This is a genomic window from Arenibacterium halophilum, from assembly GCF_005938225.1.
GTDB lineage: Bacteria > Pseudomonadota > Alphaproteobacteria > Rhodobacterales > Rhodobacteraceae > Arenibacterium > Arenibacterium halophilum.
The window spans coordinates 1,292,060-1,311,668 of the sequence record NZ_VCPC01000001.1 but is presented as its reverse complement, the minus strand read 5'-3'; the positions used below and the strand labels follow the sequence as shown (position 1 = coordinate 1,311,668).

Genomic DNA, 19,609 nt, shown 5'->3' with positions numbered 1-19,609 from the left:
AGGTCTCCCGGCCGCCCTTTCATTATTCCTCAAATACTCCGGGGGAGTCCGCGCAGCGGGCGGGGGCAGTGCCCCCTTCCGAAGCCTGTGTCGCTTGACTCCATCGCGCGGTCGCGCGACAGACGCGGCATGTACACAACCCTTCCCCTTGTGGCCCTTGGCGGTGCCATTGGCGCCAGTCTGCGGTACCTCTCCGGCATCGGCATCGCGCGTCTGTTTGGCGCGTCCGGCTTCCCTGTGGCCATCCTCTCCGTCAACATCCTGGGCTCGTTTCTGATGGGGGTGTTCGTGGTGGCGGCGGCGCAGCGCGGCCTGACGCACGTCAGTCCCTTCGTAATGACGGGCGTGCTGGGCGGTTTCACCACTTTTTCGGCCTTCTCGCTGGAAACGGTCACGCTGATCGAGCGGGGGGCGCTGGGACAGGCGGCGCTTTACATCACTCTGTCGGTGGGGTGTTCCGTTGGCGGCTTGATGTTGGGCATGATCCTTGCGCGCGGAGTATTCGCATGAGCGGCGTTCAGACCATTACTGTAGAAGATGGCGATCAGCGGCTGGACCGCTGGCTGCGCCGGATGTTCCCGCACATCAGCCAAGGCCGCATTGAAAAGATGTGCCGCAAGGGCGAAATCCGTGTCGATGGCGGGCGGGTCAAGGCCTCGACCCGGGTTGAAAACGGCCAGCAGGTGCGCCTGCCGCCGCTGCCGGACAGCGACAACCGTCCGGCGCCCGAGCCCACCCGCATTTCAGAGGCGGATGCCCGCATGATCCGCGATTGCGTGATCTATCGCGACGCCCATGTGCTGGCGTTGAACAAGCCCGCCGGTCTTGCGGTGCAGGGTGGCAGCGGGCAGCGGCGCCATGTCGATGGCCTGTCCGAGGCGCTGTGTTTCGACCTGGATGAAAAGCCGCGCCTCGTGCACAGGCTCGACAAGGATACCTCGGGCGTTTTGCTGTTGGCGCGCACCCGTGCCGTGGCGGCCGACCTGACGGCCGCCTTCCGGCATCGCGAAACCAAAAAGATCTACTGGGCCGTCGTCGCCGGGGTGCCGCACCCCAAGGCAGGCCATATCCGCACCGGGCTGGTGAAAGCGCCCGGGCATGGGTCCAAGGGCGAAGGCGAGAAGATGCTGAATGTCCACCCGCGCGATATCGACTCGACCCCGGGCGCCAAGCGCGCGGTGACCGATTACATGGTGATCGAAGCGGCAGCCAAGCGTGCTGCCTGGATGGCGCTGAATCCGATCACGGGCCGCACGCACCAGCTGCGCGCGCATATGGCCGAGCTGGGGCATCCCATCGTGGGCGATGGCAAATACGGCGGTTCGGGGCAGGACAACCTTGGCGATGGCTGGGGCGCGCAGCTGGGCGGGGACATCTCTCGCAAGCTGCATCTGCACGCGCGGTCGCTGACCATCGAGCATCCGGTGACCAAGGCGCGGCTGCATCTGACCGCCCCTTTGCCGGATCATATGCAAGACACCTGGGACACGTTCCAGTGGGACACCCGCGATCAGCCCGAAGACCCGTTCGAGGAAGAGGAATGAGCCGGTTGCGACTGGTCATTTTCGATGTCGACGGCACGCTGGTCGACAGCCAGGGCGCGATTGTCGGCGCGATGACGGCGGCGTTTTCGGCGCAGGGCCGTCCTGCGCCGGCGCGATCCGACATTCTGGGGATTGTCGGGCTGTCACTGGACCACGCGGTGCTGCGTCTGGCGCCGGAGGCAACGCCCGAGTGCCGCGCCGCCTTGGTGCAGGGCTATAAGGACTCATATCATGCCACGCGCTCGGCACAGGGCGCGGCGGTGGGCTCGCCGCTTTATCCCGGTGTGGCGCAGGTGTTGCAGGCGCTGTCTCGGCGGGACGATCTGTTGCTTGGGGTCGCCACGGGCAAGTCGCGGCGCGGGCTGGACGCGCTGATCGAGGCGCATGGGCTGACCGGCATGTTCGTGACACGGCAGGTGGCCGACGATCACCCGTCGAAGCCGCATCCCTCGATGGTGCTGACCTGCCTTGCCGACACCGGTATCGACGCCGCCGACGCGGTGATGATTGGTGACACGACCTACGACATGGAAATGGCAGGTGCCGCCGGGGTGGCCGCCGTCGGCGTAAGTTGGGGCTATCACCCGGCCAAGATGCTGGCGCCCCATGCGCGCAAGCTGATCGACAGCTTTGACGCTCTGCCCGGCGCAATCGACGATATTCTGGGAGTACCCGCATGAGCACTTGGGCCGCGCGCCGGTTCTGGAAACAGACCACAACCGCCCGGACCGATGGCGGGTTCGAGGTGTTGCTGGATGGGCGCCGTGTGCGCACCCCGGCCAAGGCGGCGCTGATCCTGCCGACGCAGGGCATGGCCGCGGCGTTGGCAGCAGAATGGGAGGCGCAGGGCGAAAAGATCGCACCTGAAACCATGCCTTTCACCCGTTCGGCCAATGCCGCCATCGACAAGGTCGCCCCGCAGCGCGCCGAGGTGATCGAGATGCTGGCCGCCTATGGAGACAGCGATCTGCTGTGCTATCGCGCCGATGCTCCCGAGGAATTGATCGCACGGCAGGCGCAGCAGTGGGACCCCGCTCTGGACTGGGCCGAAACCGAACTTGGCGCGCGCCTGCACCCGCGCACCGGTGTGATACATGCCCCGCAGGACGCGCAGGCGTTGCAGCGCCTTACAGAACCTTTGACGGCGGCCACGAATTTCGAAATCGCGGCCCTGCACGATCTGATCTCGCTGTCGGGTTCGCTGGTTCTGGGCCTTGCCTGCGCGCGTGGCTGGGCCTCGCCCGAGACAATCTGGGATGTATCCCAACTGGACGAAAGCTGGCAGGCCGAACAATGGGGCGCGGATGAAGAGGCCGACGCGCAGACCGCGCTGAAACGGGCCGCGTTTCTGCACGCCGCCGAGTTCTATCGCCTGTCGCGCGCTTAGGCGCGAGACCGGGCAAAGGTATAGATTAACCTTTGGTCAACCCGGGCCTTGTCATTGATTTCTTTGATCGACGTCTTGACGTTTGTTGATGAATCCGCCCAGAATTGCGGCACACAAGGGGGAGCCCCCACTATCCGTGTTTCAAAGGGCGTCAAAAGACGCCGCGAAAGTCGCCCGCTACGAGGCGTAAATCAGGAAGAGGTTACTATGAAAAAATCCGTACTTTTTGGCGCGCTCACCGTCGCCGGTCTGGCAGCGACTGCTGCTGCAGCCGGTACGCTGGATGACGTCAAGGCTCGGGGCAAGCTGAACTGCGGTGTCGCCACCGGCGTTCCGGGCTTTGCCACGCCGGATGCCAATGGTGTCTGGAACGGTTTCGACGTTGCCGTCTGCCGCGCCGTTGCTGCTGCCGTGCTGAGCGATCCGATGGCCGTGGAATTCGTTCCCACCACCGGCAAGACCCGCTTTACCGCGCTGGCGTCGGGCGAAATCGACATGCTGGCACGTAACACCACCTGGACCTTCAGCCGCGACGTCGATCTGAAGTTCACCTTTGTTGGTGTGAACTACTATGACGGTCAGGGCTTCATGGTTCCGAAGGAACTGGGCGTGTCCTCGGCCAAGGATCTGGACGGCGCCACCGTCTGCATCCAGACCGGCACCACGACCGAGCTGAACCTGGCGGACTACTTCCGCATCAACAACATGAGCTACGAGCCGGTTCCGATCGAAACCAACGCCGAAGCACAGCAGCAGTACCTTGCCGGTGCCTGCGACGTGTACACCACCGATGCTTCGGGCCTGGCTGCAACCCGCGCCACCTTCGAAGACCCGTCGGCACACGTTCTGCTGCCCGAAATCATCTCGAAAGAGCCGCTGGGCCCGCTGGTCCGTCACGGCGATGACGAGTGGGGCGACGTTGTGCGCTGGTCGCTGAACGCGCTGATCGCGGCGGAAGAACTGGGCGTGTCGTCGGCAAACATCGCCGAGCTGTCGAAAGGCACCGACAACCCGGAAATCAACCGTATGCTGGGCACCGAAGGCACGCTGGGCGAAATGCTGGGCCTCGACGCCGAGTGGGCCAAGCGCGCCATCATGGCGGGCGGCAACTATGGTGAAGTCTTTGCAAAGAACATCGGTGAGAACACACCGATCGGTCTGGCGCGCGGCCTGAACGCGCAATGGAAAGACGGCGGTCTGCAGTACGCTCCGCCCTTCCGCTAAGACGGGACACGAAAAGGGGCGCAGGATCAACCTGCGCCCTTCTTCTTTGAACTATAATCACCCGATCTGCGGGGAGCCGGGAAAAACCTGGCCAAATCACGAGATCGGGATGCCAACAGGGACGTCACATGACGACACTTTCCGATCCTCCGAAGGAGCAGTTTCGGCTATCCATGCTGCTCTACGATACCCGGTATCGTTCTGCCACGATCCAGGTCATAGCGATGCTTGGCTTCATGCTGCTTGCGGCATGGCTGATCAACAATACCGCCCAGAACCTTGCAGCCCTTGGCAAGCCGATCGACTTCGGGTTCTTCACCGAACCGGCCAGCTATGACATCAACCAGCGCCTGATCGATTACACCTCGCAGGATTCGCACCTGCGCGCGTCGATCGTTGGCCTGTTGAACACGCTGGTGGTGGCGGTTCTGGGGTGTGTGACGGCGACGATTCTTGGGGTTATCATCGGGGTTCTGCGCCTGTCGAAAAACTGGCTGGTGTCGCGGCTGATGGCCGTCTACGTCGAAATGTTCCGCAACGTGCCGGTGCTGCTGTGGATCGTGTTCATCATGGCAATCATGATCGAAACGCTTCCCAGCCCCCGCGATTTCCGGGGCGACGACGCCGAAGCTTCGATGAGCCTGTTCGACACGGTCGCCGTGACCAACCGGGGTGTCTATATTCCCGACGTTCTGTTCGGCCACCGCGATCCGGAAACCGACGAATTCACCAGCTGGCGCACCGGCCTTGGCGATTTCCCCGTTGGCGCCAGTGAAAGCAACCCGGCCTGTGCCAGCTATTTCGCAAGCGAGGGCCCCTTTGCCGGCCGTCCGGGCGAAGGCTGTGGCACCTTCCAGATCAGCCTTGACCTGATGGTCATCCTGATCGTCCTGGGCGCGGGCATTTACGGCGCGCGCGCGATCGCCAACCGGGCCGATCGTATCCAGGAAGCCACCGGCGACCGGCCGACCACATGGTATCTGCGCCTTGGCGTGATTGCGGTGCCGCTGATCATCACGCTTTGGGTTCTGGGCTTTCACCTGGGCTACCCCGAATTGCGCGGCTTCAACTTTTCGGGCGGGACGCACCTGCGCAACTCGCTGATCGCGCTGTGGCTGGCTCTGTCGCTCTATACGGCGGCCTTCATTGCGGAAAACGTCCGCGCTGGTATCCTCGCCATCAGCCAGGGCCAGACCGAGGCCGCTTCGGCGCTTGGCCTGCGTCCGAACCGCACGATGAACCTTGTGATCCTGCCGCAGGCGCTGCGGGTCATCATTCCGCCGCTGATTTCGCAGTATCTGAACCTGACCAAGAACTCGTCTCTGGCGATTGCGGTGGGCTACATGGATCTGACCGGCACGCTGGGCGGCATCACGCTGAACCAGACCGGACGCGAGCTGGAATGCCTGCTGCTTCTGATGCTGATCTACCTGATCGTCAGCCTGCTGATTTCGGGCGTGATGAACTGGTATAACGAATCCGTAAAGCTGAAGGAGCGGTGAGATGAGCGATACACACGCAAACACCGTTGCCTACGTCCGTGAAACCATGCTGCCGCAGGTGGCGCCTCCGGCGTCATCGACGGGGCCGGTGGGCTGGGCGCGCGAGAACCTGTTCTCGGGCTGGTTCAACACCGTCGTCACGGTCATTTCCCTGGCGATCATCGCCTGGATCCTGATCGGTATCGTTCCGTGGATCCTGTCACCCACATGGGGCGCGACCTCGCTCAGCGAATGCCGCGAGATCCTGACCGCCGCCGGATCGGTGGGCGAACACGGCACTTCGGGTGCCTGCTGGGGCGTGATCCGCGAACGCTGGGTTCAGTTGCTGTTCGGGTTCTACCCATCCGATCTGTACTGGCGGCCGATCCTGTCCTTCGTGCTGATGGGGGTGGCGCTGGCGCCTGTCCTGTTTGCCGACCGCGTGCCCAGCCAGCTGATCTGGTTCTCGGCCGCGTTCCCCTTCATCTTTCCTTGGCTGCTGTGGGGAGGCACCATCTGGGGCCCGCTTGCCGTGGCCGCCGGGTTCGTCATCGGCTACTACGTCTTCCGCATCCTTGGCGCCGCCACCAGCAATCTGATCGGGCTGGTCGTGGGCGTGCTGGCGGCGGTGATCTGGTGGCTGTTCCTGTCGGGGTATGTGGTTGATGCGCTGGCGTCGGTCCTGCCCCTCGGGATCGAGGAAGTGCCCAGCCGGAACTTCGGGGGCTTCATGCTGTCGATCACCATCGGCGTCGTCGCCATTGCCTGTTCGCTGCCGCTTGGCATCGTTCTGGCGCTGGGGCGGCAATCGGACCTGATGATCGTCAAATACATCTGCATCGGCTTCATCGAATTCATCCGGGGCGTTCCGCTGATCACGCTGCTGTTCGTGGCCTCGACCCTGCTGAACATCTTCATGCCGCCGGGCACCAACTTTGACATCATCCTGCGGGTGCTGATCATGGTGACGCTCTTCGCCGCGGCCTATATGGCCGAGGTGGTGCGCGGGGGGCTCGCGGCCCTGCCCAAGGGGCAGTACGAGGGCGCCGACAGCCTTGGCCTTGATTACTGGCAGGCGCAGCGGCTGGTGATCATGCCGCAGGCGCTGAAGATTTCGATTCCGGGCATCGTGTCCACCTTCATCGGCGTGTTCAAGGATACCACGCTGGTGTCGATCATCGGGTTGCTTGATCCGTTGGGGCTGTCGAATGCAATTCGCGCCGACAGCAACTGGAACGGCATCGTGTGGGAGCTGTACGGCTTTATCGCGGTGGTGTTCTTCATCTTCTGCTTCTCGATGTCCCGTTATTCCATGTACCTGGAGCGCAAGCTTCGGACTGGCCACAAATAAGGAGTTCCGCATATGTCAGAACTTGCCACCGACCGCGAAATCGACCGTTCCAAGATGCAGGTCTCGGATGAGGTCGCGATTGAAATCAGCAACATGAACAAATGGTACGGCACCTTCCATGTGCTGCGCGACATCGACCTGACGGTGTATCGCGGCGAACGGATCGTGATCGCCGGGCCGTCGGGGTCGGGGAAATCCACGCTGATCCGCTGCATCAACAGGCTGGAGGAACACCAGAAGGGCCGCATTGTCGTGGATGGAACCGAGCTGAGCTCGGACCTGAAGAACATCGACAAGATCCGGTCCGAGGTTGGCATGTGCTTTCAGCACTTCAACCTGTTCCCGCACCTGACGATCCTGGAAAACTGTACGCTGGCCCCGATCTGGGTGCGCAAGGTGCCCCGGAAAGAAGCCGAGGCCACCGCGATGCATTTCCTTGAAAAGGTGAAGATCCCCGATCAGGCGCACAAGTATCCCGGTATGCTTTCGGGCGGTCAGCAGCAACGGGTGGCGATTGCCCGCTCGCTGTGCATGAAGCCGCGCATCATGCTGTTCGACGAACCCACGTCGGCGCTGGACCCGGAAATGATCAAAGAGGTGCTCGACACCATGATCGAGCTGGCCGAGGAAGGCATGACCATGCTGTGCGTGACGCATGAAATGGGCTTTGCCCGTCAGGTGGCGAACCGCGTGATCTTTATGGATCAGGGCCAGATTGTGGAACAGAACGAACCCGAAGAGTTCTTCAACAACCCCAAGAGCCCGCGGACCCAGCTGTTCCTCAGCCAGATCCTGGGCCACTGAACGGGTCACAGTATTGGAAACGCCCGGCCAATCGGTCGGGCGTTTTTCGTTTCATCCGCCGATCAGATCGCGGGGCACCGTGAAATCCACCGGCTGACCGCTGCGCCATTGCAGCGCCGTCCAGTCGGCAATATCGAACCGCGCCACCAGCGTCGCGCAGGTGGGGTAGTCGTGAAACCGGATGTGGTCGGGCGCGTCCTCCATAAGCATCTGGGCAAAATCGCAGATGCCGGGATTGTGGCCGATCATCAGAACCGTATCGCTGCTGGCACGTTTCAAAACCTGAAACATCACGTCTGCTTCGGCGTGATACAGATCGTCGCTATAATTGACGGTCGTATTCATAAGCCCCAGCCCAGCCAGCGTTTCCCGCGTCCGGATTGCCGAAGAGCACAAGACAGTCTGCGGCAGATGCCCCTTGGCCCGAAGCCAATCGCCAAGCGCCGTGGCCGAGCGCTGCCCCCGCGCGTTCAGCGGGCGCAGCTTGTCGGGCAAGGACGGCGCCCCCCAATCGGATTTCGCGTGGCGCATCAGGATCAGGGTCTTGGTCATGACGGGTGGAACGCTCTCATATGGTGGGCCGATTGGGCCGGTTGTCGCTGCGCGCCCGTGCTGACGGGGCAGGCGCGCCGCACGGCACAGCCGTTTACCATGCACTCTTGTCCGGCGGGCGTGTCAAGGTAGGCGTGGCAGGCGGCCAGATTGTAAGGCGTATCACCCGACAGCGCCCCGACCGGGCAGGCGGTGATACAGGGCGCGGCGCAGGTGGGGCAGGGGCTGGCGGTGCGCGGTGTTGGCGTGGGAATGACGCGGGGCAGCCGCAGCGCGCCCCGGTAAGATATCATCATGCCCACAGTGTCGTGCACCAGCATCCCAACCGGGCTTTGAAACGCGCGCCCGCTATCCATCGCCCAGCGGATGAAGGGCGCATAGGGCGGCCCGCCAAAGGGAAATTCGGCCTGCGCGCCGAATTGCGCGGCCAGCGCGCCGATGACACGGCTCGACCAGCGGTCAACCGGATCGGGCGCGCCATCAAGGGCTTCTGGAGCCGCTTGCAGATGGTCCCAGAACGCAGGGCCTGCCCCCAGCAGGATCAGGCTCTCGCCGCCGTCGCGCAGCGCCCCCATGACGATCAGACCGTGGGCCTGCGCCGCCTGATCGATGTCGTCATACTCGGGGTGCGCCGAAACGGGCATTCAGCGGCGGATCATCGACCCGGCGCCATGCTCGGTGAACAGTTCAAGCAGGCAGGCATTGGGCGCGCGCCCATCAATGATAACAGCGGCCCGCACCCCGCCTTCGACCGCATCCAGCGCGGTTTCCGTCTTGGGGATCATGCCGCCCGCGATCACGCCATCGGCGGTCATCTGGCGGATTTCGGCGGCGGTCAGTTCCGTCACAACGTCGCCCTCGGCGTTCTTCACGCCGGCCACGTCGGTCAGCAGCAGCAGCCGGTCGGCCTTCAGCGCCTTGGCATAGGCCCCGGCGGCAGTATCGCCGTTCACGTTATAGGTTTCACCGTTCCGCCCTGCGCCGATGGGCGCGATCACGGGGATGATTTCCTTTTCAAACAGCAGCTTCAGCAGGCTCGGGTCCATATCCGCGGGCGTGCCCACCAGCCCCAGCGCGGGGTCGGTCTGGTCGCAGACCATCAGGTTGGCATCCTTGCCCGACAGGCCCACGGCCTTGCCGCCCTGCCGCTGAATCGCCTGCACGATGGACTTGTTGACAGACCCCGAAAGTACCATTTCGACCACGTCAACGGTGGCCTTGTCGGTGACACGCTTGCCGTTCACGAAGTCCGATTTGATCTCCAGCTGTTTCAACAACGCGTTGATTTGCGGCCCGCCGCCATGCACCACCACCGGGTTCACCCCGCACAGACGCAGCAGCACCACGTCGCGCGCGAACTCGTCCATCGCCTCGTCGCTGCCCATGGCGTGACCGCCCAGCTTGATGACAACAATCGCGTCATCGTAGCGTTGAAGATAGGGAACCGCCCGTGACAGCGTTTCGGCGGTGTTCGTCCAGTCGCGATTCATGTCCTGAGTCTTCATCCCGATATCCCCTGTTTGGCGGGTTTATCGGAAATGCGGGGCTGTCACGCAAGCCGTTTTGCCGAGACCCGCCTAGGACAGGCCCGCAATAATGCCGCGGAGCGTTTCAATCCCGTCGCCCTTCTCGGACGATGTCAGCACGATTTCCGGATATGCGGCGGGGTGTTTTGCCAGCGCGGCGCGCACCTGTTTCAGCGTGTTTTCCATATCCTTGGCTTTGACCTTGTCGACCTTGGTCAGAACGCATTGGAACGTCACGGCCGAGGTATCAAGCAGGCGAAGGATTTGATCGTCCACGTCTTTTACGCCATGGCGCGCGTCGATCAGCACGAAGGCGCGGCGCAGCGTCGGCCGCCCCGACAGGTACTGTTTCAACAGGCGCTGCCATTTTTCCACCACCGGCAGCGGCGCATTCGCATAGCCATAGCCGGGCAGGTCGACCAGATAGAGGTCAGGCCCTTGGTTGAAATAGTTGATCTCCTGCGTGCGCCCCGGCGTGTTCGACGCGCGCGCCAGCGCCTTGGTTCCCGTCAGCGCGTTGATCAGCGTGGATTTGCCCACGTTCGACCGTCCGGCAAAACATACCTCGATCCGGTCGGCCGGGGGCAGGCCCGACATCGCAACCACACCTTTCACAAAGGTCGATTCGCGCGCGAACAGCAGGCGTCCGGCCTCTGCCGTGGTTTGGTCGGGCGTTTCCGCCAAGGGAAAGGGCAGCGCCATCAGAGCACGCGCAATGCGTCGCCGGTGCGGATGGTTCCGCCCTGCGTGACCTCGGCATAGATGCCGAAATGGGTGTGGTTCCAGTTTTCCTTCAGCGCGCCCAGCGTGTCGGCATCGCGTTCACCGGTTTCGGGATTCGCCGTTGTCGCCATGCAGCGTTTGATCCGCTCGCGCACGATGAACCGGCAGTCGCCAATCTCGATCTCTTTATCGACCATGTCGAATTCGGCCCAGGGCGTGCCAAGGTCGGTCCAGATGTTGCCGCGCCAGCGGTGCATCGACAGATCGCGGCCCATCGCCTGTTCCAGCGCCCGGCTGGAGGCAAGGTTCAGGATCGAAATCGACGGGAAGGGCGTGTCGGTCATGCCGCGCCCCGGCACCCGCAGCACCCGGGCCGAGGCGGCGCGGTCTTCCGGCATCAGCGGCGCGGCCCAGTCAATCAGCGCCTGCGGATCGCGATCGGGCTGCACTGTCAGATCGGGGCGGTCCGGGTGGCTCAGCGTTACGGTTTCACTGTCCGCATCATAGCGCGAGGTGATCGCCATCAGCGCGGGCGCCTTCACCCCGCGAGAGAAATTCGCCGACATGGCCCATTCGCTGCCGTCGGCCTTGCTGGCTTCGTGCGCGACGGCCCAGACACGATCGCCGGGCATGGTCTGCCCGGCGGTCAATGTCACTTGGTCCAAAGCCTCGCGGCCGTGGCTTTTGATAGGGTGGCGCCAGAGTGCCTCAACCGTTGCCATCACTTGCCCGCCGTTTTCTTCTTGCGGCTGAAGCTGGACTTGATGTTGCCGAACACGTCCGGCTTGTAGCCCTGGCTGCGCATGATCAGGTATTGCTGGGTGAAGGTGATCGTGTTGTTCGCGATCCAGTACACCACCAGCCCGCTGGCAAATCCGCCCAGCATGAACATGAAGATCCACGGCATCCACGCAAAGATCATCTGCTGGGTCGGATCGGTGGGCGCCGGGTTCAGTTTCTGCTGCAGCCACATCGAGATACCCAGCAACAGCGGCAGGATGCCAATGAAGACCAGCGCCATGATCGAGCCGGGTTCAGGTGCGGCAACCGGCAACAGGCCGAACAGGTTCAACAGCGTGGTCGGATCGGGCGCCGAGAGATCCTGAAACGGGCCGAACCACGGTGCGTGACGCAGTTCGATCGTGACAAAGATCACTTTGTACAGCGAGAAGAAGATCGGGATTTGCAGCAGGATCGGCAAACAGCCTGCGGCGGGGTTCACCTTTTCCTTCTTGTACAGCTCCATCATGCCCTGCTGAAGTTTCTGACGGTCGTCGCCCGCCTGTTCCTTCAGCTTTTCCATCTGCGGCTGCAGTTCCTTCATCTTCGCCATCGAGACGTAGGATTTATAGGCCAGCGGGAACAGCACGGCCTTGATGATCAGTGTCAGCCCGATGATCGACCAGCCCATGTTGCCGATCAGCTGGTTGATGTTGTGCAGCAGCCAGAAGATCGGTTTGGTCAGGAAGAAGAACCAGCCCCAGTCGATGCTATCGATGAATCCGGCGATCCCGCCGCGTTCGTAGTTGCGGATGGTTTCCCATTCCTTTGCACCGGCAAACAGCTGCGTGGTCACGCTGATCGAGGCGCCGTCGGCCACGGTTTGCGTCGGCATTACCGCTTCGGTCTGGAAGATATTGCGCCGTTCGTCGTATTTCGCGACAGATTTGAACGCGGTGCCCGGTTCCGGGATCAGGGTCGACATCCAGAAGTGATCGGTAAAGCCGATCCAGCCGCCTTCGGTGACCTGCGTGACCTCGGCGCGGGCGCCTTCATTGGCGTTCACGTCGAAATCGGGCATGTCATCATAGTCGATCTCTTCCAGCTCGCCGTCCGACATGCGAACGACGCCCTCGTGCAGGATAAAGAACTTCTTGCGATCGGCAGGTTCGCCATGACGCGCGATGATGCCATAGGGCGCAAGGCCTGCCGTTTCGCCCGAGGCGTTTTCGACAGACTGCGTGATTGTGAACATGTAATCTTCGTCGACCGCGATGGTGCGGCGGAAGGTCAGACCCGCGCCGTTGTCCCAGCTCAGCGTTACGGGTGTGTCGACACCCAGCGTTTCGCCGCTTTCGAGCGCCCATTCGGTTTTCGGACCCGGTACGCGATCGGGCGAAACACCGGCACCAGCGGCCCAGCCGTAGAGTGCGTAATAGGCGCCTTCGGTCCCGGCGGGGGCCAGAACACGCACGATTTCGGATTCGGGGTCCAGCGTGACGCGGTAATCCTTCAGCGACAGATCGTCGATCCGCCCGCCAAGCAGAGAAATGCTGCCAGTCAGCCGCGGCGTGTCGATATCGACCCTCGGCGCATCAGCGACGGGTTCGGCACCAGCGTCCACCGACCCGGCCGGGTCGGCGCCGTCGGCGGCCATCGGTGTGGTCGCCACGCCATCGGCTTGCACGGTTTCCTGCGCAGGCAGAGTGTCATTTGTCTGGGTCTGCTTCTCGGGCGGGAACAGAACGAACCAGCCCAGGATCACCAGAAAAGACAGGACGGTTGCCAGGATGAGATTTCTGTTCTGTTCGTCCATCGGGGACAGGCACCTTGCTAGATTATGACAGGGTGGTTCAACAGAGTGCGGGCCGAAAGGTCAACCCCAATCCCGGTGCAATCCGGGCACGCCAGTGTCACATGGGGCAATCGTGATGCCTGATCGTTTGCAAGTTGGCCCGAAGCCGGGTGTTGGCCGCACAAGCGAGTGGCCGGGGGTGTCAACCCACGTCACGGCCGATGATGGGGGCCTCGGTCAGCTTGGCCGCGTGGTTGCTGATCCAGTCGAGCGTCTGTTCGAAGGGCATCGGGCGGCCAATTCCGAACCCTTGCACATGATCGCAGCCAAGCTGCGCCAGCAATGCATGTTCGCCCACGGTTTCCACCCCCTCGGCAAGCGTTGAGACGCCCAGCCGCTCGGCCATGGTCAGGATCGCGGCGATCATCCGCTGTTGGTCCGGGTCCTGATCTGCCTTGAGCACGAAAGAGCGGTCGATCTTGATCCGGCTTACGGAAAACCGGCGGATCGACGCGATAGAGGCATGGCCGGTGCCAAAATCGTCAAGGTCGATCCGGCAACCCAGCCCAGCAAGCCCGCGGATATTCCGGGCGACCATGTCATCGGGCGAGTCGGCAACCACAGTTTCCAGAACTTCGACGGCAAGGCGGTCGGGAGTCAGGTCGAACCGGTCCAATGCCCATTTGATCTGTTCGACCAAACCGGGATTGCGCAATTCGTCTCCGGCAAAGTTCACGCCGATGCAGGGCACGTCGGCGCCAACCTTGTCCCAGGCGCAGATGGCCGTCAGCGCGTGGTGCAGCATTGTCTGGCCCAGCTTTTCCATCTGGCCGGTTTCTTCCATCAGCGGCAGAAAGTCGGACGGCGGGATCATGCCATGGGCGGGGTGCAGCCAGCGCGCCAGCGCCTCGAACCCTGTCACCCGGCCTGTATCCGTCGAGATCTGGGGCTGAAACCATGGGATGATCTGCCCCTTTTCCAATGCCACCTCCACCTCTTTGCGCAAATCCTGGCGGGTGCTGGCGCGGCGCTTCATGTCGGTGGAATAAGCGCGAATCGAAGATGGGCCAGACTGGCGGGCATCCGCCAGCGCGGTTTCGGCGGCGCGCATCCATTCCTTGGAGTCGCCATCGCCGCCCGCATTCAGGCAGAATCCGATCGAACATGAGACATACAGCGACAATCCGTCCAGCGCGATCGGTTCCTCTATCGCGGATTGCATCCGGCCCGACAGTTGCACGCAAAGTTCCAGATCAAGCTGGCGCACGGCTTTGAGGCAGACTGCAAATCTGTTGTCATCAAGCCGGGCAACGGTATCGCCCTGACGCAGAGCGCCATACAGACGTTCGCTGCAGCAATGCGCGACCGAATTCGCGGCCTCTTGTCCGTGGCGGTTTGCCAGTTCCCTGAAATCGTCGATTTCCAGAATGAACAGAGCCGAGCGCATCCCCGTCCGCGCTGTGGCCTGGTGCACGCTTTGGACAACTTCGGCAAAGCCGTCACGCAGGATAAGCCCTGTCACCGTATCGCGGGTTTGTTCAGTAGCCCCTGACCGGCTGAACATGCCAAGCGCCGCGAAGATCAAGGGAACCCCAAGCGACACCAGCAACAGGGCCGTTTCGCCACCGATCCAGAAGGTTGCCAACGACAGAGCGGGCAGGAACGCCAGGGCGGGCGGGCCCATCAAACCGGGTGCGATCCAGCGGCTAGCGCGCCTGAGCGGGTCGATGGTGGCCATGGGGAATCCTTCCGCGTCGAGATTGTACGACTGTCGGGAAGACTAGCGCCATGTCCTGACCGAGACGTTAACGCAGCTTGGGAATTCCGTCGTCTTCCGAGCCCTTTTGCGATCCGCGCGTCAGCCCGGCGAAATCGAACAGCCCCGGATCCAGCAGATGCGAGGGCCGCGCGTTCATCAGCGCGCGGAACATCACCTGACGGCGGCCGGGGCTGTTGCGCTCCCACCCGTCGAGGATTTGTTTCACCTGCTGGCGTTGCAGCCCATCCTGACTGCCGCACAGATCGCAGGGGATGATGGGGTAGTTCATCGCCCGGGCGAACTTGTCGCAGTCTTCCTCGGCCACATGGGCCAGCGGGCGATAGACGAACAGGTCGCCTTCTTCGTTCACCAGCTTGGGCGGCATCGTCGCAAGGCGGCCGCCGTGGAACAGGTTCATGAAGAAAGTCTCAAGGATATCATCGCGATGGTGGCCCAGCACCACGGCGGAACAGCCTTCTTCCCTGGCGATCCGATACAGGTTGCCGCGCCGCAGCCGCGAGCAGAGCGCGCAAAACGTCCGCCCCTGCGGCACCTTGTCGACGACGATGGAATAGGTGTCCTGATATTCGATCCGGTGCGGCACGCCCATCTTTTGCAGGAATTCGGGCAGAACCGTTGCCGGGAACCCCGGCTGCCCCTGATCCAGATTGCAGGCGAGGATGTCGACGGGCAGCAGCCCGCGCCATTGCAGCTCGTGCAGGACGGCCAGCAGGGTATAGCTGTCCTTCCCGCCCGACAGGCAGACCAGCCAGCGCGCGCCGCGTTCGATCATGCCGTATTGCTCGATCGCCTCGCGCGTCTGACGTACGATCCGCTTGCGCAGCTTGCGAAAGGCGGTGGTGTCAGGCGCGCCGGCGAACAGCGGATGGATATCGTCGTTTTCGTCAAGCATGGGCCGAGCTTTAGTCGAGCGCCCGCATTCCGGCAAGAGGTCGGAACAGGCGTGCGCGCCGCGCGTTGGGCCAACGCACCACGAAAGGATCAAAACGATGCATACCTCAGCGAAACTGACCGCCTGCGCGCTGGCGCTCGCCCTGTCCTCGACGGCGGCAATGGCCGCAGAGGCCACAGCCGACATGAAGGACGCCAATGGCAACCCGGCTGGCACCGTTACCATGCAGGATAGCAACGAAGGCGTCCTGTTCCAGATCGAATTGACCGGGCTCGCGCCCGGCTGGCATGGGTTCCATGTCCACCAGACGGGCGATTGTGGCGATGGCTTCAAGGCGGCGGGCGATCACTATGCTCCCGAAGGCCAGTCGCATGGCCTTCTGGCCGACGGCGGCGCCCATGCAGGCGACCTGCCCAATGTCTACGCCGACGAGAACGGCGAGGTGCGGGCTCATGTCACCGGTGCGCGGCTGAGCGTCGACGGCGAGATAGGGGCGATGCTGGATTCCGACGGTTCGGCGATCATCGTCCACGAGAACCCCGACAGCTACGGTGCCGACGCAGGCGCTGGTGGGCGAGTGGCCTGCGGCGTGATCGAGTAGCCTCAGGGTACGTTATCGATCCCGCTGCCGCCGAAGGGATGGCAGCGGGCGATTCGCCGCAGCGCCAGCCAACTGCCGCGCAAGCCACCGTGTTTCTCCAGCGCTTCCAGCGCATAGGCGGAACATGTCGGTTGATAGCGGCAGTTATGGCCAACCCAAGGCGAAAAAATCAGGCGATAGGCCCGCACGGGCAGGGCGGCGATCCGGGCCAGGGGGCTCATGTGGTCTTGCGCGGGGCGTGCAACCGCGCCACGGCACCGCGCAGATCGTCACACAGCGCGTCAAACGGGCGGTTGGCCGTGGCCTCGGCACGGCCGATCAGCACGTAATCCCACCCGTTATGCCCGATGTGCGGCAGAACCAGCCGCGCCGCTTCGCGCAGGCGGCGCTTGGCCCGGTTGCGGGCCACTGCATTGCCGACTTTCTTTGAACAGGTAAAGCCGACGCGAATGCCGCTGGCCGCTTCCTCGGGCTGGCGCTGGCGGGCCTGCACCATCATGCTGGCCGTGCCCTGCCTCCGGGCGCGCGCTGCCCGCAGGAAATCGGCGCGTTTGCTTAGAACGGTCAGGCCCGTGGTGCCTTTGGCGCCCAAGCATGACGAAACCGCCGGGGGCGTGTTCCCCGGGTTGGCGATGCCATCCTCGGGGGCCTCCGGCGGTGTCATGGTCTGTACCTGATCGGTGGCGCTTATGCGCTCAGCGATTTGCGGCCGCGCGCGCGACGTGCGTTCAGGATCTTGCGGCCGGCCTTGGTTGCCATGCGCGCACGAAAGCCGTGGCGGTGTTTGCGAACCAGGTTCGACGGTTGAAAGGTGCGTTTCATCGCGCGTCTCCATTTAAGTCGGTCGGGCCGGGCAGGGCGCGGATTCGCCGGTGCCGGGGGAATTGAAGCCCGGTCCATAATGTGGCTTTGGACACAAGTCAAACCCGCAGGCGCGGGATTCGTGCGCTTTGCGAAAGATTTTTGACGATCACGCGGGGTGCCCGGGAAATCAAGGGTTTGTGATCGTGGCGCCGGGCATCTGTTTGCCCCAGGGGATTGCGTGCATCCTGTTGGCCACCCTGTTGCCTGGATTGGCCCGCCCATGCGCTCTTTACCCCTGCCACGACACATTGCGCTGCGCGCACTGGCTTTTGCCGGACTGGTGGCGATTGCCGTGCTTGGCATTTTTCTGCTGCGCGACCACCTGAATTTCGAGACGCTGCGCACCCACCGGGAAAGCCTGCTGGCGCTGCGGGCCGCGCATCCGATCCTGACAGCGGCGGGCTTCGTCGGCGTATATTTCGCGATTGTCGCGCTGTCGCTTCCGGGGGCGGCCGTTGCCTCGGTCACCGGAGGGTTCCTGTTCGGACTGGTCGCGGGTGTGGCTTTGAATGTCACCGCCGCAACGCTCGGGGCCTGCGCGATCTTTCTGGCGGCGCGCTGGGGGCTGGGCGATTGGCTGGCGGGCCGGATCGACACGGCGCAAGGGCGCGTGGCCAAACTCCGTCAAGGGCTTCGAGACAATGAAATCAGTGTCTTGCTGCTGCTACGCCTGTTGCCGGCTGTGCCGTTCTTCGTCGCGAACCTGCTGCCTGCGCTGGTGGGTGCACGGTTTCGCAACTTTGCCTGGACAACGGCCATCGGCATCCTGCCGGGGGCCATCGTCTTCACCTGGATTGGCGTCGGCCTTGGTGCGGTGTTCGACCGGGGCGGCACGCCCGATCTGTCGCTGATCCGCGAGCCCCATGTCATCGGGCCGATTCTTGGGCTGTGCGCGCTGGCCGCGCTACCTATCGTGGTCAAGGCATGGCGGAAGGAACGTGTATGAGCCGGATAAGCTGTGACATTGCGGTAATCGGCGCGGGCTCGGCGGGGCTGTCTGTGGCTGCCGGGGCCAGTCAGATGGGCGCCGATGTGGTGCTGATCGAGCGCGCCGAGATGGGCGGAGATTGCCTGAACCATGGTTGCGTGCCGTCCAAGGCGCTTCTGGCCGCCGCCCATGCCGCCCACGCCCAGACGACGACCGAACCCTTTGGCACTGCCCCGGTGCAACCGCACACCGACTATGCCGCCGCGATGGACCATGTGGCGCAGACCATTGCGCGGATCGCGCCGGTCGACAGCCAGGAGCGATTCGAAGGGTTCGGCGTGCGGGTGATCCGAGACACTGCACACTTTGTCTCTCCGCGCGAGATACAGGCGGGCGACACGCGTATTCGCGCCCGCCGCTTCGTGATTGCCACCGGCTCGCGCCCGGCGGTGCCGCCGATTCCGGGGTTAGATGGCGTGCCCTACCTGACCAATGAAACCCTGTTCGCGCAGCGCGACGCGCCCGGGCATCTGCTGATTCTGGGTGGTGGGCCGATCGGTGTGGAAATGGCGCAGGCGCACGCGCGGTTGGGCTGCAAGGTCACGATCGTCGAGGCCGACCGTGCCCTTGGCCGCGAAGACCCCGAGGCCGCCGCCGTGGTACTGGACGCGTTGCGCCGGGACGGAGTGCGCATCGTCGAACAGGCCCGCGTGAGTCGTGTGGCCGGGCAGGCTGGCGCCATCACCCTGACGACCGAGGCGGGTGAAACACTCACCGGCACGCATCTGCTGGTGGCGGTGGGGCGGCAGGTGATGACGGACGGCCTCGGCCTTGACGCGGCGGGGATCGAGACCACCAAGAGCGGCATAAAGGTCGACGCCGGGCTGCGCACCACCAACCGGCGCGCCTATGCCATTGGCGACGCAGCGGGGGGGCCGCAATTCACTCACCTTGCCGGATACCATGCCAGCGTGATCCTGCGTTCGATGCTGTTCGCGCTGCCCGCCCGCGCCGCCACGCACTACATCCCCCGTGTCACCTATGCCGACCCGGAGCTGGCTCATGTCGGGCTGACCGAGGCCGAGGCGCGCGAGACACACGGCGACCGACTGACGATCGCCCGCTTTGACATGGCCGAAAACGACCGCGCCATCGCCGAACGCCGCACCGAAGGCGCGATCAAGGTAATGGTCGTGCGCGGCCGCCCGGTTGGCGCCACCATCACCGGCGCGCGCGCCGGCGAACAGATCGCGATCTGGGGGCTTGCCATCGCGCAAAAGCTGAAGATGAGCCAGATCGCAGGCATGATCGTGCCCTATCCAACCTACGCCGAGGTTAACAAACGCGCCGCGGGGGCCTATTTCTCGCCAAGGCTGTTTGATAGTCAGGCGGTCAAACGGGTGGTCCGGCTGGTGCAATCCGTGCTGCCGTGACACC

Annotated in this window: 22 protein-coding genes; 11 read left to right on the top strand and 11 right to left on the bottom strand. The window is 63.5% G+C overall.

Annotated elements, in window-relative coordinates:
• The first annotated feature begins 129 nt into the window (after positions 1 to 129).
• From crcB to FGK64_RS06305, 8 genes are all read left to right on the top strand, one after another.
• Positions 130 to 510, top strand: a complete 381-nt coding sequence (gene crcB, locus FGK64_RS06340; RefSeq protein ID WP_138862912.1) for a fluoride efflux transporter CrcB — start codon at positions 130 to 132, stop codon at positions 508 to 510.
• Positions 507 to 1,544 (top strand): RluA family pseudouridine synthase, encoded by a 1,038-nt coding sequence (locus FGK64_RS06335; RefSeq protein ID WP_138862911.1) that lies wholly within the window; start codon positions 507 to 509, stop codon positions 1,542 to 1,544. Before crcB ends, FGK64_RS06335 begins: the two co-directional genes overlap by 4 nt.
• Positions 1,541 to 2,224 carry an HAD-IA family hydrolase gene (locus FGK64_RS06330; RefSeq protein WP_138862910.1) on the top strand — a complete coding sequence of 228 codons (684 nt, stop codon included), beginning with the start codon at positions 1,541 to 1,543 and terminating at the stop codon, positions 2,222 to 2,224. The genes FGK64_RS06335 and FGK64_RS06330 overlap by 4 nt, the downstream gene beginning before the upstream one ends.
• Positions 2,221 to 2,931 carry an ATP12 family chaperone protein gene (locus FGK64_RS06325; RefSeq protein ID WP_138862909.1) on the top strand — a complete coding sequence of 237 codons (711 nt, stop codon included), beginning with the start codon at positions 2,221 to 2,223 and terminating at the stop codon, positions 2,929 to 2,931. The genes FGK64_RS06330 and FGK64_RS06325 overlap by 4 nt, the downstream gene beginning before the upstream one ends.
• Before the next feature lie 207 nt (positions 2,932 to 3,138).
• On the top strand, positions 3,139 to 4,155 hold the full coding sequence (locus tag FGK64_RS06320; protein WP_138862908.1) for an amino acid ABC transporter substrate-binding protein: 1,017 nt from the start codon (positions 3,139 to 3,141) through the stop codon (positions 4,153 to 4,155).
• 128 nt (positions 4,156 to 4,283) lie between these two features.
• Positions 4,284 to 5,657, top strand: coding sequence for an amino acid ABC transporter permease (locus FGK64_RS06315; RefSeq protein WP_138862907.1), 1,374 nt, complete (start codon positions 4,284 to 4,286; stop codon positions 5,655 to 5,657).
• Between the two features lies 1 nt (position 5,658).
• Positions 5,659 to 6,987: an amino acid ABC transporter permease gene (locus FGK64_RS06310; RefSeq protein WP_138862906.1), complete on the top strand. Its 1,329-nt coding sequence runs from the start codon at positions 5,659 to 5,661 to the stop codon at positions 6,985 to 6,987.
• 12 nt (positions 6,988 to 6,999) lie between these two features.
• Positions 7,000 to 7,791, top strand: coding sequence for an amino acid ABC transporter ATP-binding protein (locus FGK64_RS06305; RefSeq protein ID WP_138862905.1), 792 nt, complete (start codon positions 7,000 to 7,002; stop codon positions 7,789 to 7,791).
• A 51-nt stretch (positions 7,792 to 7,842) separates the two neighbouring features.
• Here the strand turns inward: FGK64_RS06305 and FGK64_RS06300 are convergent, their stop codons facing one another.
• The 8 genes from FGK64_RS06300 to ttcA form a co-directional block, all read right to left on the bottom strand.
• Positions 7,843 to 8,343 (bottom strand): SixA phosphatase family protein, encoded by a 501-nt coding sequence (locus tag FGK64_RS06300; RefSeq protein ID WP_138862904.1) that lies wholly within the window; start codon positions 8,341 to 8,343, stop codon positions 7,843 to 7,845.
• Positions 8,340 to 8,987, bottom strand: a complete 648-nt coding sequence (locus FGK64_RS06295) for a ferredoxin (protein WP_138862903.1) — start codon at positions 8,985 to 8,987, stop codon at positions 8,340 to 8,342. The genes FGK64_RS06300 and FGK64_RS06295 overlap by 4 nt, the downstream gene beginning before the upstream one ends.
• Positions 8,988 to 9,848, bottom strand: coding sequence for an acetylglutamate kinase (argB, locus tag FGK64_RS06290; protein ID WP_138862902.1), 861 nt, complete (start codon positions 9,846 to 9,848; stop codon positions 8,988 to 8,990). It abuts the gene before it with no gap.
• A 72-nt stretch (positions 9,849 to 9,920) separates the two neighbouring features.
• Complete coding sequence (gene yihA, locus FGK64_RS06285) at positions 9,921 to 10,571, bottom strand: ribosome biogenesis GTP-binding protein YihA/YsxC (RefSeq protein WP_138862901.1); 651 nt, start codon at positions 10,569 to 10,571, stop codon at positions 9,921 to 9,923.
• The gene (locus FGK64_RS06280) at positions 10,571 to 11,317 is read right to left on the bottom strand and encodes an MOSC domain-containing protein (protein ID WP_425456601.1); all 747 of its coding nucleotides are present in this window, start codon (positions 11,315 to 11,317) and stop codon (positions 10,571 to 10,573) included. Before FGK64_RS06280 ends, yihA begins: the two co-directional genes overlap by 1 nt.
• Complete coding sequence (gene yidC / locus FGK64_RS06275) at positions 11,314 to 13,128, bottom strand: membrane protein insertase YidC (RefSeq protein ID WP_138862899.1); 1,815 nt, start codon at positions 13,126 to 13,128, stop codon at positions 11,314 to 11,316. The genes FGK64_RS06280 and yidC overlap by 4 nt, the downstream gene beginning before the upstream one ends.
• A gap of 181 nt (positions 13,129 to 13,309) precedes the next feature.
• On the bottom strand, positions 13,310 to 14,845 hold the full coding sequence (locus FGK64_RS06270) for a putative bifunctional diguanylate cyclase/phosphodiesterase (protein ID WP_138862898.1): 1,536 nt from the start codon (positions 14,843 to 14,845) through the stop codon (positions 13,310 to 13,312).
• A 67-nt stretch (positions 14,846 to 14,912) separates the two neighbouring features.
• The gene (gene ttcA, locus FGK64_RS06265; RefSeq protein WP_138862897.1) at positions 14,913 to 15,779 is read right to left on the bottom strand and encodes a tRNA 2-thiocytidine(32) synthetase TtcA; all 867 of its coding nucleotides are present in this window, start codon (positions 15,777 to 15,779) and stop codon (positions 14,913 to 14,915) included.
• A gap of 97 nt (positions 15,780 to 15,876) precedes the next feature.
• Here ttcA and FGK64_RS06260 point away from each other — a divergent pair, with 97 nt between their 5' ends.
• Positions 15,877 to 16,380 (top strand): superoxide dismutase family protein, encoded by a 504-nt coding sequence (locus FGK64_RS06260; RefSeq protein WP_138862896.1) that lies wholly within the window; start codon positions 15,877 to 15,879, stop codon positions 16,378 to 16,380.
• A gap of 2 nt (positions 16,381 to 16,382) precedes the next feature.
• On the opposite strand, the gene yidD is transcribed toward FGK64_RS06260, so the two are convergent.
• Genes yidD through rpmH form a run of 3 tightly spaced genes read right to left on the bottom strand, consistent with a single transcriptional unit; the run spans position 16,383 to position 17,202 of the window.
• On the bottom strand, positions 16,383 to 16,601 hold the full coding sequence (gene yidD, locus FGK64_RS06255; protein WP_138862895.1) for a membrane protein insertion efficiency factor YidD: 219 nt from the start codon (positions 16,599 to 16,601) through the stop codon (positions 16,383 to 16,385).
• Complete coding sequence (rnpA, locus tag FGK64_RS06250; protein WP_138862894.1) at positions 16,598 to 17,044, bottom strand: ribonuclease P protein component; 447 nt, start codon at positions 17,042 to 17,044, stop codon at positions 16,598 to 16,600. Before rnpA ends, yidD begins: the two co-directional genes overlap by 4 nt.
• A 23-nt stretch (positions 17,045 to 17,067) precedes the next feature.
• The gene (gene rpmH, locus FGK64_RS06245) at positions 17,068 to 17,202 is read right to left on the bottom strand and encodes a 50S ribosomal protein L34 (RefSeq protein ID WP_104020418.1); all 135 of its coding nucleotides are present in this window, start codon (positions 17,200 to 17,202) and stop codon (positions 17,068 to 17,070) included.
• A 262-nt stretch (positions 17,203 to 17,464) separates the two neighbouring features.
• On the opposite strand from rpmH, the gene FGK64_RS06240 reads away from it, so the two are divergent.
• Both FGK64_RS06240 and FGK64_RS06235 read left to right on the top strand, forming a co-directional pair.
• A complete protein-coding gene (locus tag FGK64_RS06240; RefSeq protein WP_138862893.1) occupies positions 17,465 to 18,190 on the top strand; it encodes a TVP38/TMEM64 family protein in 726 nt (241 codons plus the stop codon).
• On the top strand, positions 18,187 to 19,605 hold the full coding sequence (locus FGK64_RS06235; RefSeq protein ID WP_138862892.1) for a dihydrolipoyl dehydrogenase family protein: 1,419 nt from the start codon (positions 18,187 to 18,189) through the stop codon (positions 19,603 to 19,605). Before FGK64_RS06240 ends, FGK64_RS06235 begins: the two co-directional genes overlap by 4 nt.
• Positions 19,606 to 19,609 lie beyond the last annotated feature (4 nt).

Coding starts and splice junctions, on each gene's coding strand:
- FGK64_RS06235 (WP_138862892.1), top strand. CDS start 18,187: ATGAGCCGGATAAGCTGTGACATTGCGGTAATCGGCGCGGGCTCGGCG.
- FGK64_RS06305 (WP_138862905.1), top strand. CDS start 7,000: ATGTCAGAACTTGCCACCGACCGCGAAATCGACCGTTCCAAGATGCAG.
- FGK64_RS06310 (WP_138862906.1), top strand. CDS start 5,659: ATGAGCGATACACACGCAAACACCGTTGCCTACGTCCGTGAAACCATG.
- FGK64_RS06240 (WP_138862893.1), top strand. CDS start 17,465: ATGCGCTCTTTACCCCTGCCACGACACATTGCGCTGCGCGCACTGGCT.
- crcB (WP_138862912.1), top strand. CDS start 130: ATGTACACAACCCTTCCCCTTGTGGCCCTTGGCGGTGCCATTGGCGCC.
- FGK64_RS06330 (WP_138862910.1), top strand. CDS start 1,541: ATGAGCCGGTTGCGACTGGTCATTTTCGATGTCGACGGCACGCTGGTC.
- yidC (WP_138862899.1), bottom strand. CDS start 13,128: ATGGACGAACAGAACAGAAATCTCATCCTGGCAACCGTCCTGTCTTTT.
- FGK64_RS06270 (WP_138862898.1), bottom strand. CDS start 14,845: ATGGCCACCATCGACCCGCTCAGGCGCGCTAGCCGCTGGATCGCACCC.
- FGK64_RS06260 (WP_138862896.1), top strand. CDS start 15,877: ATGCATACCTCAGCGAAACTGACCGCCTGCGCGCTGGCGCTCGCCCTG.
- FGK64_RS06300 (WP_138862904.1), bottom strand. CDS start 8,343: ATGACCAAGACCCTGATCCTGATGCGCCACGCGAAATCCGATTGGGGG.
- ttcA (WP_138862897.1), bottom strand. CDS start 15,779: ATGCTTGACGAAAACGACGATATCCATCCGCTGTTCGCCGGCGCGCCT.
- argB (WP_138862902.1), bottom strand. CDS start 9,848: ATGAAGACTCAGGACATGAATCGCGACTGGACGAACACCGCCGAAACG.
- yidD (WP_138862895.1), bottom strand. CDS start 16,601: ATGAGCCCCCTGGCCCGGATCGCCGCCCTGCCCGTGCGGGCCTATCGC.
- yihA (WP_138862901.1), bottom strand. CDS start 10,571: ATGGCGCTGCCCTTTCCCTTGGCGGAAACGCCCGACCAAACCACGGCA.
- FGK64_RS06295 (WP_138862903.1), bottom strand. CDS start 8,987: ATGCCCGTTTCGGCGCACCCCGAGTATGACGACATCGATCAGGCGGCG.
- FGK64_RS06315 (WP_138862907.1), top strand. CDS start 4,284: ATGACGACACTTTCCGATCCTCCGAAGGAGCAGTTTCGGCTATCCATG.
- FGK64_RS06325 (WP_138862909.1), top strand. CDS start 2,221: ATGAGCACTTGGGCCGCGCGCCGGTTCTGGAAACAGACCACAACCGCC.
- FGK64_RS06320 (WP_138862908.1), top strand. CDS start 3,139: ATGAAAAAATCCGTACTTTTTGGCGCGCTCACCGTCGCCGGTCTGGCA.
- rpmH (WP_104020418.1), bottom strand. CDS start 17,202: ATGAAACGCACCTTTCAACCGTCGAACCTGGTTCGCAAACACCGCCAC.
- rnpA (WP_138862894.1), bottom strand. CDS start 17,044: ATGACACCGCCGGAGGCCCCCGAGGATGGCATCGCCAACCCGGGGAAC.
- FGK64_RS06335 (WP_138862911.1), top strand. CDS start 507: ATGAGCGGCGTTCAGACCATTACTGTAGAAGATGGCGATCAGCGGCTG.